The organism is Aminobacter sp. HY435 (genome assembly GCF_027568395.1).
In the GTDB taxonomy this organism is placed as follows: Bacteria; Pseudomonadota; Alphaproteobacteria; order Rhizobiales; family Rhizobiaceae; genus Aminobacter.
Map to the genome: position 1 here is coordinate 86,066 of NZ_JANKZL010000009.1, position 13,832 is coordinate 99,897.

Annotated in this window: 13 protein-coding genes; 6 read left to right on the forward strand and 7 right to left on the reverse strand. The window is 63.7% G+C overall.

The window, feature by feature from the left end; all coding sequences use genetic code 11:
• Positions 1 to 69: 69 nt before the first annotated feature.
• The 3 genes from ispH to rnhA are packed head-to-tail and all read left to right on the forward strand — an operon-like array spanning position 70 to position 2,494.
• Positions 70 to 1,080: a 4-hydroxy-3-methylbut-2-enyl diphosphate reductase gene (gene ispH / locus PCJ21_RS14570; protein ID WP_269932141.1), complete on the forward strand. Its 1,011-nt coding sequence runs from the start codon at positions 70 to 72 to the stop codon at positions 1,078 to 1,080.
• Positions 1,080 to 2,042, forward strand: a complete 963-nt coding sequence (locus PCJ21_RS14575; protein WP_269932142.1) for a homoserine kinase — start codon at positions 1,080 to 1,082, stop codon at positions 2,040 to 2,042. Before ispH ends, PCJ21_RS14575 begins: the two co-directional genes overlap by 1 nt.
• Positions 2,039 to 2,494, forward strand: coding sequence for a ribonuclease HI (rnhA, locus tag PCJ21_RS14580; protein ID WP_269932143.1), 456 nt, complete (start codon positions 2,039 to 2,041; stop codon positions 2,492 to 2,494). The genes PCJ21_RS14575 and rnhA overlap by 4 nt, the downstream gene beginning before the upstream one ends.
• Before the next feature lie 55 nt (positions 2,495 to 2,549).
• Here the strand turns inward: rnhA and PCJ21_RS14585 are convergent, their stop codons facing one another.
• Together PCJ21_RS14585 and PCJ21_RS14590 are read right to left on the reverse strand one after the other, a co-directional pair.
• Complete coding sequence (locus tag PCJ21_RS14585) at positions 2,550 to 3,035, reverse strand: peroxiredoxin (RefSeq protein WP_269932144.1); 486 nt, start codon at positions 3,033 to 3,035, stop codon at positions 2,550 to 2,552.
• A 100-nt stretch (positions 3,036 to 3,135) separates the two neighbouring features.
• A complete protein-coding gene (locus PCJ21_RS14590; RefSeq protein ID WP_269932145.1) occupies positions 3,136 to 3,993 on the reverse strand; it encodes a protein-disulfide reductase DsbD domain-containing protein in 858 nt (285 codons plus the stop codon).
• Positions 3,994 to 4,089: 96 nt separating this feature from the next.
• Here PCJ21_RS14590 and PCJ21_RS14595 point away from each other — a divergent pair, with 96 nt between their 5' ends.
• Positions 4,090 to 4,698, forward strand: a complete 609-nt coding sequence (locus tag PCJ21_RS14595) for a YqgE/AlgH family protein (protein WP_269932146.1) — start codon at positions 4,090 to 4,092, stop codon at positions 4,696 to 4,698.
• Here the strand turns inward: PCJ21_RS14595 and PCJ21_RS14600 are convergent.
• From PCJ21_RS14600 to thrC, 4 genes are read right to left on the reverse strand one after another with little or no spacing between them, the layout of a single operon-like run.
• Positions 4,689 to 7,577 carry an EAL domain-containing protein gene (locus PCJ21_RS14600; protein ID WP_269932147.1) on the reverse strand — a complete coding sequence of 963 codons (2,889 nt, stop codon included), beginning with the start codon at positions 7,575 to 7,577 and terminating at the stop codon, positions 4,689 to 4,691. The two genes, PCJ21_RS14595 and PCJ21_RS14600, sit on opposite strands and share 10 nt — an antisense overlap.
• A 2-nt stretch (positions 7,578 to 7,579) precedes the next feature.
• Complete coding sequence (locus PCJ21_RS14605) at positions 7,580 to 8,176, reverse strand: GNAT family N-acetyltransferase (protein ID WP_269932148.1); 597 nt, start codon at positions 8,174 to 8,176, stop codon at positions 7,580 to 7,582.
• 15 nt (positions 8,177 to 8,191) lie between these two features.
• Positions 8,192 to 9,484: a M16 family metallopeptidase gene (locus PCJ21_RS14610; protein WP_269932149.1), complete on the reverse strand. Its 1,293-nt coding sequence runs from the start codon at positions 9,482 to 9,484 to the stop codon at positions 8,192 to 8,194.
• 14 nt (positions 9,485 to 9,498) lie between these two features.
• Positions 9,499 to 10,896, reverse strand: a complete 1,398-nt coding sequence (gene thrC / locus PCJ21_RS14615) for a threonine synthase (RefSeq protein ID WP_269932150.1) — start codon at positions 10,894 to 10,896, stop codon at positions 9,499 to 9,501.
• Positions 10,897 to 10,928: 32 nt separating this feature from the next.
• Here thrC and PCJ21_RS14620 point away from each other — a divergent pair, with 32 nt between their 5' ends.
• Complete coding sequence (locus PCJ21_RS14620) at positions 10,929 to 11,618, forward strand: hypothetical protein (protein ID WP_333474399.1); 690 nt, start codon at positions 10,929 to 10,931, stop codon at positions 11,616 to 11,618.
• A 79-nt stretch (positions 11,619 to 11,697) separates the two neighbouring features.
• On the opposite strand, the gene PCJ21_RS14625 is transcribed toward PCJ21_RS14620, so the two are convergent.
• Positions 11,698 to 12,387 carry an HAD family hydrolase gene (locus tag PCJ21_RS14625; RefSeq protein WP_269932151.1) on the reverse strand — a complete coding sequence of 230 codons (690 nt, stop codon included), beginning with the start codon at positions 12,385 to 12,387 and terminating at the stop codon, positions 11,698 to 11,700.
• 170 nt (positions 12,388 to 12,557) lie between these two features.
• On the opposite strand from PCJ21_RS14625, the gene PCJ21_RS14630 reads away from it, so the two are divergent.
• Complete coding sequence (locus PCJ21_RS14630) at positions 12,558 to 13,691, forward strand: site-specific DNA-methyltransferase (RefSeq protein ID WP_269932152.1); 1,134 nt, start codon at positions 12,558 to 12,560, stop codon at positions 13,689 to 13,691.
• Positions 13,692 to 13,832: the final 141 nt, after the last annotated feature.

Consider the following 13,832-nt stretch of genomic DNA (forward strand, 5'->3'; position numbering starts at 1 on the left):
TTCGGTTGCGCCCTTGACAGCAGGGGGGCGCAGACATCATTTCGGGCGCTGAACCAAGAACCGGATGCTATGCTCCAGACCACGACAAAACCACCTTTGACGATCAGGCTCTGCCAGCCCAGAGGCTTCTGCGCCGGCGTCGACCGCGCCATTCAGATCGTGGTCCTGGCGCTCAAGAAATATGGCGCGCCGGTCTATGTCCGCCACGAGATCGTGCACAACCGCTATGTGGTCGAAGGTCTGCAGAATCTCGGCGCTGTGTTCATCGAGGAACTGCACGAGATCCCCGAGGATCACCGCGACGCCCCGGTGGTCTTTTCCGCGCATGGCGTGCCGAAGTCGGTTCCCGCGGATGCGGTTGCCCGCAATCTGTTTTACCTCGACGCCACCTGTCCACTGGTTTCCAAGGTGCATAAGCAGGCGATGCGACACCAGCGCCAGGGCCGCCATGTGCTGTTGATCGGCCATGCCGGGCACCCCGAAGTCATCGGTACCATGGGGCAATTGCCCGAGGGCGCCGTCACGCTGGTCGAGACCGAGGCCGACGCGGCCAGGCTTGCGCCCGCCGACCCCCAGGCGCTCGGCTTCGTCACCCAGACCACCCTGTCGGTGGAAGACACCGCAGGCATCCTGAAGGCGCTGCAGGAGCGGTTCCCGGCGCTCCAGGCGCCCGCTGCCGAATCGATCTGCTACGCCACCACCAACCGCCAGGAGGCGGTGAAGGAAACCGCGCCGGGCGCTGACCTCTATCTTGTCGTCGGCGCGCCCAATTCATCCAACTCGCGCCGCCTCGTCGAGGTCGCCGAGCGGGCAGGGGCGAAGATGTCGCTGTTGGTGCAGCGTGCGTCGGAGATACCTTGGAACGACATCGGCTCGATCTCTACGCTCGGCCTTTCGGCAGGTGCGTCCGCGCCGGAGATCATCGTCGACGAGATCATCAACGCCTTCCGCGAGCGCTTCGAAGTGAACGTGGAACTCGCCATCACGGCGACCGAAACAGAGGACTTTCCGGTGATGCGGGTATTGCGCGACGTCGAGCTGACATCAGCCGACATGGCCTTCGTCAACGGTACGCGCTGATGGCTGTCTACACCGACGTCACGGAAGGCGAGCTCGGGGCCTTCCTCCGCAACTATCCTGTCGGCGACCTGCTCTCCTACAAGGGCATCGCCGAAGGGACGGAGAATTCCAACTTCCTGCTGCATACGACCACGGGTTCGTACATCCTGACGCTCTATGAGAAGCGCGTCGACAAGGCGGACCTGCCGTTCTTTCTCGGCCTGATGCAGCATCTGGCCCACAAGGGCCTTTCCTGCCCGCTGCCGGTCGACGGCAAGGACGGCAATGTCATCGGCACGCTGGCCGGCCGTCCGGCCGTCATCATCACCTTCCTTGAAGGCATGTGGCTGCGCAAGCCGCAGGTCGTGCATTGCCGCGAGGTCGGCAAGGCACTGGCCTCGCTGCACGTCGCCGGCCAGGATTTCACCATGACGCGGTCCAATGCGCTCGCTATCGATGGCTGGAGCAAGCTGTGGGACGCGGCGCGCGGGCGTGCTGACGAGGTTGAGCCGGGACTGGCAAGGGAGGTCGACGCCGACTTCGCGGAATTTGCCGGGAGCTGGCCTACCGACCTGCCTGCCGGCGTCATCCATGCCGACCTTTTCCCCGACAACGTGTTTTTCCTCGGCGACGAGCTGTCGGGCCTGATCGACTTCTATTTCGCCTGCACCGACTTCTATGCCTACGATCTGGCCACCTGCCTCAATGCCTGGTGCTTCGAGAAGGATTTCTCCTTCAACCTGACCAAGGGCACGGCCTTGCTGGAGGGCTACCAGAGCGTCAGGCCGCTGAGCGAGGCGGAGAAGGCGGCGCTGCCGATGCTGGCGCGCGGCTCGGCGCTGCGTTTCATGCTGACCAGGCTCTATGACTGGCTGACGATCCCCGACGGCGGCCTTGTGATGAAGCGCGACCCGATGGAATACATCCGCCGTCTGCGCTTCCACAGGGCGATCAAATCCCCGCAGGAATACGGCCTCAAATGAAGCATGTGGAAGTTTTCACCGACGGCGCCTGTTCGGGCAATCCGGGACCGGGCGGCTGGGGCGCGCTGATGCGCTACAAGGCCAAGGTCAAGGAGCTGTCGGGCGGCGAGGCCGAGACCACCAACAACCGCATGGAGTTGCTGGCTGCCATCTCGGCATTGAACGCGCTCAAGGAGCCGTGCCAGATCGACCTGCACACGGACAGCAAATACGTCATGGACGGGATCTCCAAGTGGATCCATGGCTGGAAGAAGAACGGCTGGAAGACCGCCGACAAGAAGCCGGTCAAGAACGGCGAGTTGTGGCAGGCGCTGGACGAGGCCAACAAGCGTCACAAGGTGACGTGGCACTGGGTCAAGGGCCATGCCGGTCATCCCGAGAACGAACGGGCGGACGAGCTGGCGCGCGAGGGCATGGCGCCCTTCAAGAACGGCCGCAAGGCATCGGCATAGGCCGCCCATGCTTGGTATAGGCGCGCCGCCGAAAGGCCGCGCGCCATTGTCTTTTTCAGAGCTGTTCGAGGATCCGTGCGGCGCCCGAATCGATGGCCTGGCCCGGCGTGCCCTCGATGTTGAGCTGGGTCACCTTGCCGTCGTCGACGATCATCGAAAAGCGCTTCGAGCGCAGGCCCATGCCGGCCGCCGAAAGGTCAAGATCGAGGCCAGCCGCGCGGGCGAAATCGCCGCTGCCGTCGGCGAGGAACTGCACCTTGCCTTCACCGCCGCTGAAGCGCGCCCAGGCGCCCATGACGTGGACGTCGTTGACGGAAACGACGGCGATGGTGTCAACCCCACGCGCGAGGATGGCATCGTGGTTTTCGATATAGCCTGGCAGATGATTGTTGCTGCAGGTCGGCGTGAATGCGCCCGGAACCGCAAACAGCACCACCTTCTTGCCGGCGAACACGTCGTCGGTGGTCAGGTTCTTGGCGCCCTCGGCGGTCATCGTCTTGAAGGTGGTTTCAGGTAGCTTGTCGCCGATCGAAATGGTCATCAGTGTCGCTCGCATCCGTTGATTGAAAAGCCGGTGTTTCCTACCGCAGTGGCAGCGCTTGTCCAATGGTCACGGCAGGAGATTGATTGCGTCAGCAGAATCAGGGGTAGGGCACAAAGCCTTCGACGGCGCCGGCCGGACTCGTCAGCGTATACGGGATGCCCTTGCCGCCGGGAGGTGACTTCGGGCGTTCAAGAACCTTCATCGAGAAGGTCACCTTGCCGTCCGCTTCGTGACGCTCGGGCGTGCCGAACATGTAGCCATCCACACCGGCGACGTACAGATCGGCGTCTCGGGTACCGGCGGGCAGATTTGCCGTTAGCGACAGCATCTGGCCATCGCTGGCGTTTGCCGCAACGCCGAAGTCCGGGCTGGCCGGCCTGGGCAGGGCAGCAAAAGCCGCCTGCACGAGATTTGCATCGCCGGGATTACCCGGATCGATGTTGGGGTCGAGCTCAATCCGCGCCTGGACCGGAACGCAAATGGTTTCGCACACACCCAGGAATACGTCGGCGACGATTTTGGTCGGGGTATCGGAGGACGCGAGCGTGAGAGTTATGGGCAATCCGAGCGAATAATCGTAGCCGGCCCATTTGGAATAACCGTCGTCATGACGCTCTGGGGCAGGAAAGCCGACATCGGCCGTGCTGACGTTCTGGCTGGCGGAGATATCGACCTGCGGCGGCACGCCTGCGTCGCCGGGGTCGCGCCAGTATGTCTTCCAGCCCGGCTTTAGCTCGATGTCGAGCACGCCCCTGAGCTTTCCGTCGGCGTCGGGCTTGCCGGAGGTCACGAGCCGGAAGCGACCTCCCTCGGCTTGATGCCACTCCGACGACGACGCATGGGCCGACGCTGCGGCAAGCAGCGACGCAGACAAACCAGCCGCGAGAACGATCGCATTTTTCATGGGCCTGATTTGATAGTCTCCCGCCGCCATCGCAACCTGCATCGGCTGCATTCGCCATCATTTTTGCGTGACGGCCTTGCTCAAAGATGAACGTGCCGACCTCGACTGCATCTTTCAAGACGCGGGGAAACGCGTTACGTTCTTTCCATGGACCTCTTGCGACAGAAAAAGGGCGCCTCGCAGCGCGGTTTTCTCGACGATCAGTTCCTCATCGCCATGCCGGGGATGAAGGACGACAGGTTCTCGCGTGCGGTGATCTACATCTGCGCCCACAGCGACGAAGGCGCGATGGGGCTGATCATCAACCAGGTTCAGCCGCTGCTGTTTCCCGATCTGCTGGTCCAGCTCGGCATCCTCGACGAGCAGGAGGCGATCCGCCTGCCGATCAAGGCCAAGGACTTCATCGTCCGCAACGGTGGCCCCGTCGATCGCAGCCGTGGCTTCGTGCTGCACAGCGACGACTACAAGGTGGAATCTTCGCTGCCGGTCTCGGAAGAGATCTGCCTGACTGCCACCGTCGATATTCTCCGGGCGATTTCGGCAGGGCGCGGTCCTCGCCATGCCCTGATGGCGCTCGGCTATTCCGGCTGGGGTGCTGGCCAGCTCGAAAGCGAGATTGCCGAAAATGGCTGGCTGACATGTCCCGCTACGTCGGAGCTGTTGTTCGACACCGACATCGACCGCAAGTACGACCGCATCCTGGCCACGCTCGGCATCGACCTTGCGCGGCTCAGCAATGCTGCCGGTCACGCCTGAGCAAGCGGGTACTGCTCTTTCAGCATCTTCAGGGCCTGATCGCCGGGGATCGGCGCCCCGAACATGAAGCTCTGCACGTATTCGCAGCCCATCTGCCGCAATTCGAGTGCGTCGCTCTCGTCGGAGATGCCTTCTGCCACGACCGATAGACCGAGCTCGTGCGCCATGTTGACCATCGACTTGAGCAGCACGGCGCGCTTGGGCGAGGTGTCGTCGACGAAGCTCTTGTCGATCTTGATCGTGTCGAACGGAAAGCGCGTCAGGTAGGCGAGCGACGAGTAGCCGGTGCCGAAATCGTCGAGCGACAGGCCGATGCCGAGTTGCTTGAGCTTGGTCAGCACGTGGTTGGTCTGCTCGGGATTGTCCATGACCAGCGATTCGGTGAGTTCGAGACGGAAGCAGCGTGGCTTGAGATTGGCGCGCGCGATGACCGAACGAACATCGCTGACCAGGTCGCGGCGAATGAGCTGGCGACTCGACAGGTTGACCGACACCGAGAGCGGCGCCTCGCCGATCTGCTTTTGCCAGTCGGCCAGGTCCTCGGCGGCGCGCTGCATCGCAAACAGGCCAAGCTGGACGATCAGTCCGCAGCTCTCCGCGACCGGAATGAAATCGCCCGGCGGGATCATGCCGCGACGCGGATGGTCCCAGCGCAGCAGCGCCTCGAAGCCGGCGACGGAGCCGTCCTCCAGCCGCACGATCGGCTGGTAGGCGAGAGTGAATTCCTTGCGCTCGATGGCGCGGCGCAGATCCGATTCGAGCTGCAGACGGTCGGTGCCGACGGTGCGGAAAGCCGGGCGGAACGGCTCGATGCGGTCGCCGCCGAAGCGCTTTGCCTGGTGCATGGCAAGTTCCGCGTCCTTGACCATGTCTTCGGCCGAGGCCTGCGCCGTAGTCCAGGTAATCAGGCCCACGGAAGCCGTCAGCACGATCTCGCGCTTGGCGAAGGTTATCGGCGCCTTGATCGCCTGCTTGATGGCGTCGGCGACGGCGGCGATGCGCGAGGGGTCCTGCTCGGACAGCAACATCAGGGCGAACTGGTCGCCGGCGAACCGCGACAGCGAGTCCTTGGGCTTGAGCAGCCGGTGCAGGCGCCGCGCGATGGTCAGAAGGATGGTGTCGCCGGCCGAAATGCCAAGGCCGTCATTGACCAGCTTGAAGCGGTCGATGTCGATGACGAACACCGACGGGCGCACCTTCTCTTCGGTGCGGGCGATCGAGATGATCGCCTCCAGCCGGTTCATGAACAGTTCGCGATTGGGCAGGCCGGTCAGGTTGTCGTGCACGGCGTCGTGCAGCAGCCGCTCTTCCGATTTCTTCTGCTCGGTCACGTCGACCATCGTGCCGACGCAGCGGATGACTTCGCCGTCGGAGCCGATGACCGGGCGCGCCTTGAGCGAGAACCAGTGATAGTGGCCGTCGGCGCCGCGCAGGCGGAAGCTTTGCGCGACGCGGCCGCGGCGATGCTCGAGCACGACGTCGAGCGTGGTGCGGAACGTGTCGCGGTCGTCGGCATGCAGCACCGGCAGCCAGTTGCGCGCCGCGCCGCCGAGGCTGTTGGGCGCGAGGCCGAGCTGGATCGAAACATCGGGGCGGGTGACGACGCGGTCGCGCAGCACGTCCCAGTCCCAGACGATGTCGCCCGAACCCGAGATCGCCAGCGCCTGGCGTTCCATGTCGCTGAACAGGCCCTGGTGGGCGCCGCCGCCGGCAAAGGCGTGCTGCATCACCGTGAAGCCGATGAGCAGGATGATCAGGATCAGGCCGCCACCGAGGGCTGGCTGGACGATGTCGTTGTCGAGCACGCCGGTTATCGCCATCCACGAGCCGGTCAGCCATATCAGCACCATCGCCCAACTGGGCACCAGCATGATGGCGCGGTCATAGCCGCGGATGCTGAGATAGACGATCAGGCCCAGGCCGGTGATGGCGGTGGCGGCGAACGAGATGCGGGCGATGCCGGCGGCGACCGCCGGATCGATGATGGCGACGCCGGCGATCAGCAGCAGGCCGAAGATCCAGACCACCGCGCCGTAGCTGAAGTGGCCATGCCATCGGTTGAGGTTGAGATAGGCAAACAGGAAGACGACGAAGGTTGCCGCAAGCGCCACCTCCGTGCCCGCTCGCCATATCTGTTCGTTGCCGGGCGAGACCTCGATGACCTTGTTGAGGAAGCCGAAGTCGACGCAGATATAGGCCAGAACCGCCCATGCCAGTGCTGCGGTCGCCGGGAACATCGAGGTGCCCTTGACCACGAACAGGATGGTCAGGAACAGGGCGAGCAGGCCGGCAATGCCGATCACGATGCCGCGAAACAGCGTGTAGGAGTTGACCGTGTCCTTGTAGGATTCAGGCTCCCACAGATAGACCTGCGGCAGTCGCGGTGAGGCCAGTTCCGCGATGAACGTCACCACGGTGCCCGGGTTGAGCGTCACCAGGAAGACGTCGGCGTCGGGGCTTGCCTGGCGGTCGAGCGCGAAGCCTTCGCTGGGCGTGATGGCGGCGATTCGGCTCGACCCGAGGTCGGGCCAGAACAGGCCGGAGCCGACGAGACGGAAATGCGGGGCGACGATCAGGCGATCGATCTGCTGGTCGGTGGTATTGGCGAGCGCGAACACCGCCCAGTCGCCGCTGGAGCGCTTGTCGTTCGCCTCCACCTCGATGCGGCGGACGATGCCATCGAGGCCGGGCGCCGTCGAAACCTGGAAATTCTCACCCTGGTTCCGGTAGATTTCGACCGCGCCGGAAAGGTTGAGGGCAACGTCGTCGCGCGAAATCTTGATCGGCTCGACTGCGAGCGCCGGCGATATCGCGCACAGGCTGGCGATCACGGAAACGACAAGCGCAAACAGGGGCGCCAGCAGGAAATGCTTCGACAAGTTCAGCCCTTCATGATGACGGCGTTGGGGTCGTCCGCGATCAGTGCGTAGAGATAGTGGTCGTGCCATTCGCCGTTGATCCTGAGGTAGGATCGCAAAAGTCCTTCGCGCCGGAATCCGGCTTTTTCAAGCACACGTACGGAACGCGCATTGTCGGGGATACAGGCAGCTTCGATCCGGTGCAACCGAAGCGTATCGAAGGCGTGCCTGACCACAAGCCGCAGGGCATCGACCATGAAGCCTTGGCCGGCGTAACGCTCGCCGATCCAGTAGCCGATGTGGCCGGTCTGGGCGACGCCGTAGCGGATGTTGCCCAGCGTAATACCGCCGACGAGCTTGCCGCCGGCATTTTCGTAGATGAAGAAGGCGAGCGCCGACCCCTGGATGAATTCATCCTGGTAGCGCGCCAGGCGTATGCGCCATGCCGAGCGTTCGAGTTCGTCAGGTGCCCAGCGCGGTTCCCAGGGTTCCAGGAACGACCGGCTTTCGCCGCGCAGTACGACCCACTCGTGATAGTCGCGCCAGTTGGGCAGGCGCAGGCTTACGCGCTCGCCCTTCAGCGCCGGTGTGTCGCGGCGAAAGAGCGAGAACGGGAACATGCGTGCGGAAGCGGGTCAGACGGCGAGCTTGCGGGCGGCAGCCGGCGTGCCCGGCAGCGAGTCCAGGATCGCCTCGTAGGGCGCCAGGGTGCCCACCGGCCCGACGGCGGTGATGGTTGGCCGCGTCGAGAACAACCGCGACGACAGGTCGGTCAGGCGTTCGGTGTTGAGCGCCGACAGCCGCTCCATCAGCTCTTCCTTGGCGATCGGCCGTCCGAACAACAGCAGCTGGCGTGCGATCTGCGAGGCGCGGCTGGAGCAGCTTTCGGCCGACATGATCAGGCCGGCGCGATACTGCGCGCGCGCCCTGTCGAGCTCTTCCTGGAGGATGTTTTCGCCGGCTTTCTGGAGTTCGCCGATGATGACAGGCAGAAGCTCGGCGATGTCGCTCTGGCCGGTAGCCGCGTGGATGCCGAAGATGCCGGTATCGGAGAAGCCCCAGTGGAAGGCATAGACCGAGTAGCACAGGCCGCGCTTCTCGCGCACTTCCTGGAACAGGCGGGAGGACATGCCGCCGCCGAGAATCATCGACAGGACCTGCGAGGCGTAGAAGTCGCGCACGTGGTAGGCGCGGCCTTCGAATCCAAGCACGATCTGCGCGTCCATCAGGTCGCGGTCTTCGCGGAAGTCACCGCCGACATATTGCGCATATTGCGGAATGGCGCTCTCGGCCTTGGGCCGGAAATTGCCGAGGCGCTTCTCGACCTGGCGCACGAATTCGTCGTGCTTTACGTCGCCGGCGGCAACCACCACCATGCGCTCGGCGCCATACTGGCGGGTCATGAAGTCGTGCAGTTGGGCCGAGGTGAAGGACTGCACCGTCTCGGGTGTGCCGAGGATCGAACGGCCGATGGTCTGGTGGCGGAAAGCCGTTTCGGTGAAACGGTCGAAGACGATGTCGTCGGGCGTGTCGTGCGCGGCGCCGATTTCCTGCAGGATGACGTGCTGCTCGCGCTCGAGCTCATTCGGGTCGAATTCGGAATCCTGGAGAATGTCCGACAAGATGTCGACGGCCAGCGGAATGTCGTCGGACAGCACGCGGGCATAAAACGATGTCGTCTCGACCGAGGTCGCGGCGTTGATCTCGCCGCCGACATTTTCGATCTGGGATGCGATCTGGAAGGCGGTGCGGCTCTTGGTGCCCTTGAAGGCCATGTGCTCAAGCAGGTGGGCCATGCCATGCTCGTCGTCGCGCTCGTTGCGCGCGCCCGACTTGACCCAGGTCCCCAGAGCTACGGTCTCTACGCTCGGAAGTGTTTCGGTGGCCACTGTCAGGCCGTTCGACAGACGGCTTACCTCAACACTCATATTACGCGTACTCCCTAGCGTGCCGCTCGTGTGCGGCGGCTAATGTAATCTTCCACCATTTTTATCTCTGATGGAAGTACCGTGAACTTTTCCTTACGTTCCATCAGCCCGGAGAGCCAATTCGGCAAGTTTGGTTCGATGCCGCAGGCAGCCTTCACCGCTGCGGGGAATTTGGCCGGGTGGGCAGTGCCCAGGATCACCATTGGAGTGGCGCTTGCGGGCAGGGCTCCCGCCACGTGCACGGCAGTCGCCGTGTGCGGGTCGAGCAGGTAGCCGTCGCGTTCCAGCGTCGATCTGATGGTTGCCGCCGTCTCGGTCATGTCGGCGCGGCCGGCACCGAATTCCGAGCGGATGGCGGCAAGCGCCTTGTCCTCGATGGTGAACGCGCCCGACTGCTTGAGCCCGGCCATGTAGCGCCGCACCACGGCCGCGTCGCGGTCCGAGGCTTCGAACAGCAGGCGCTCGAAATTCGATGAAACCTGGATGTCCATCGATGGCGACGTGGTGGCGACCACGCCGGTCTGGCGGTATTCGCCGCTCTTCAGCGTGCGGGCCAGGATGTCGTTGTCGTTGGTGGCGATGACCAGCTGGTCGATCGGCAGGCCCATGCGCTTGGCGGCATAGCCGGCGAAGATGTCGCCGAAATTGCCTGTCGGCACGGTGAACGACACCGGCCGGTCGGGGGCGCCGAGCGAGATCGCCGAGGAGAAGTAATAGACGATCTGGGCCATGATGCGGGCCCAGTTGATCGAGTTGACGCCCGACAACTGCACGCGGTCGCGGAAGCCATGGTCGTTGAACATGTCCTTGATCAGGCCCTGGCAGTCGTCGAAGTTTCCTTCGATCGACAGCGCGTGCACGTTGGCGGCGTCGGACGTGGTCATCTGGCGCTGCTGCACCGGCGACACGCGGCCGTGCGGGAACAGGATGAAGATATCGGTGCGCTCGCGCCCGGCAAAGGCTTCGATCGCCGCGCCACCAGTGTCACCCGATGTCGCGCCGACGATGGTGGCGTGCTGGCCGCGTTCGGCGAGCACATGGTCCATCAGCCGCGCCAGCAACTGCATGGCGACGTCCTTGAAGGCGAGCGTCGGGCCGTGGAATAGTTCGAGCACGAAGCTGTTTGCGCCAGTCTGGATCAACGGGCAGACGGCGTCATGGCGGAACGTGCCGTAGGCCTCGCGCACCAGGCGCTCGAACACTTCCTGCTTGATTTCACCGCCGAGGAAGGGCGTGAGGAGCCTGATCGCCAGCTCGGCGTAGCCGAGACCGCGCATGCTGCGGATTTCGGCGGAGCTGAAGGTCGGCCACTGCGCCGGGAGATACAATCCTCCGTCGCGTGCGAGGCCGGCCAGTACGGCGTCGGAAAATCCAAGCGTGGGCGCTTCCCCACGAGTACTTACATAGTGCATATCTATCCGTTCCAAGGCGCAACGACCTGCCGTTGAACGGCGGGGCGGGGAAAACTGCGCTCCATCAGTCGCATTTTTGCCGCGCGGTTGATATAGAACGACTGCTTTGCGAGAGGGAAGTGCAGTTCATGTTGTTTCGTAAGATCGACGGTCGCTTTGTGGCGGCTTTGGCGACCTCCTGCTTTATGCTTGCCGTCACCGGTTGCCAATCAGGCGGCGCGGGTGGGCTTTTTGGCCCCGCGGCCCCGAAAGATCCCAAACAGATAGCGGCCGAAGAGGGCAAGATCTTGGCCAGCGAGCTGCTTGCCTACTGTCCGAATGTCACGCTGCGCGACGGCACGGCCTTCTTCAACAGCTATGCCAAGGGCGGCCAGGACGATCCGGCCAAGCTGACCCATCAGTCGGCTATTACCGACACGACGCGCAGTTGCACCCGCGCCGATGGCACCATGACCATCAAGGTCGGCGTCGCCGGCAAGGTGGTGGTCGGGCCCGCGGGCGGCGCCGGCACCGTCAACATGCCGATCCGCATCGCGGTCGTGCGGAATGGCGAAGTGCTTTATTCGCAACTTCACAAGAACTCGGTGCAGGTAACCGACCCGTCGACCGCAACCCAGTTCGTGTTCACCGACCAGAACGTCGTGATCCCCATTCCCACCGCGCGCGACATCCAGATATTCGCCGGTTTCGACGAAGGCCCCGCCAAGAAGAAGGCGCAGTAAAGCTTCGTTGAAGCGAGACAACAAAGCGCCGGCCAGTGGCCGGCGCTTTTTGCATTTGAGTCCTGTTCGACGCGATCGGTCAGGCGTGCTCAGACCACATGCTGAGCGCCTGCAGCACGCTGCCCAGGTCGGCCCAGCGCCGGATCACCGTTTCCGCGCCTGCCTCGGTCAGCATGTCGGCATGGCCTGGATAGCTGTGCGCACCGCCAGTGAAGCCGATGACGCGCATGCCTGCCGAAACCGCGCCGGCGATGCCGTGCACCGAATCCTCGATGACGAAGGTATTGGCCGGATTGGCGCCGAGGGTCTTTGCCGCATGCAGGAACACGTCGGGCGCGGGCTTCGGCTTCTTGCTCGGCGTTTCCAAAGCCGAGAAGATGCGGCCCTTGAACAACGGCAGGATGCGCGTGCGCTCGAGCATCATCTCGATGCGTTCGGTTGTCGAATTGGAGCAGATGCAGCGCGGCGCTGCGACTGCTGCCACCGCCTCGTGGACGCCCTCGATGGCTCGCACGTCGTTCTTGAGGCGACGGTCGACAAGCTCTTCGGCCTGGGTGATGAGCGAGGCCTGGAAGGGGATCGCAGCCTTCTCCTCGATCTTCAGCATGATGTCCTTGAAGGTGAGGCCGGCATAGGTCTCGGCGATCTCTTCGGCGCTGATCTCGAAACCTGCCGAGGTCAAGAGCTCCGCCTCGATCCGGGCGGCGATGATTTCTGAATCGACGAGCACGCCGTCGCAATCGAAAATGACTAGATCTGGCTGGGTCATGGTGGTCCGGGGAATGGGGCCGGCGCGTTCGCGCGGGCCGAAGAGTCCAAGGCGCCGCGATTACACCATTCCCGCGCGAACAGCAAATTCCGGGGCGGCTTCACCAAATATTTACGCTGATCAGTAACCATAACGGCGAGTAAACAGTAACGCGTAAGCCGGGTGTCAGAATGTCAGCAGTGCGTCCCCTAAGCCAACTTTCCCGCACGCCGCAGCGCTCCGAGTGGCTCGATACGATCATCAAGGGCGATTGCGTTGCAGCGCTCGACAAGCTCCCCACGGCATCCGTCGACGTCATCTTCGCCGACCCGCCCTACAATCTTCAGCTCGATGGCGACCTGCATCGCCCCGACCAGTCCAAGGTCGACGCAGTCGACGATCATTGGGACCAGTTCGAGAGCTTCGCAGCCTATGACGCCTTCACCCGCGCCTGGCTGCTGGCGGCGCGTCGCGTGCTCAAGCCGAACGGCACCATCTGGGTCATCGGTTCGTACCACAACATCTTCCGCGTCGGCGCGATCATGCAGGACCTCGGCTTCTGGATGCTCAACGACATCGTCTGGCGCAAGACCAACCCGATGCCCAATTTCCGCGGCCGCCGCTTCCAGAATGCGCATGAGACGATGATCTGGGCCTCACGCGACCAGAAGGGCAAGAATTACACCTTCAATTACGATGCGCTGAAGGCCTCCAACGACGACGTCCAGATGCGCTCGGACTGGCTGTTCCCGATCTGCACCGGCGGCGAGCGCCTGAAGGACGACGACGGCAACAAGCTGCATCCGACGCAGAAGCCGGAAGCGCTGCTCGCTCGCGTCATGATGGCTTCGACCCAACCGGGCGACGTGGTGCTCGACCCGTTCTTCGGCTCCGGCACGACCGGTGCGGTCGCCAAGCGTCTCGGCCGTCATTTCGTCGGCATCGAGCGCGAGCAGGCCTATATCGACGCAGCTCAGGAGCGCATCGCTTCGGTGCGCACGCTCGACGGTCCGGAACTGACGGTTCTCACCGGCAAGCGCGCCGAGCCGCGCGTTGCCTTCGTCAGCCTGCTCGACATGGGCCTGCTGGCCCCGGGCACGAAGCTTTACGATGCCAAGAAGCGCTGGTCGGCAACGGTTCGCGCCGACGGCACCATTGCCTCCGACGATACGGCCGGGTCGATCCACCGCGTCGGTGCGGCAGTGCAGGGCTTCGACGCCTGCAATGGCTGGACCTTCTGGCACTATGAGCGGGCTGGTGGCCTGACCCAGATCGACGAACTGCGCCGAATCGTCCGCGTCGGCATGGAAAAGGCAGGCGCCTGACAACTGGCGATCCCGCCTTAGTCGCGCCGCATGGTTCGGCGCGACTTTTCAGGTTCCATGGCTTGTGCCGTCTGGCCCTTCAGGAACGCAGGCAGTTCTGCCAAACAGATCGAAATTCCGGGCCTACGGGTTTCGGATTTC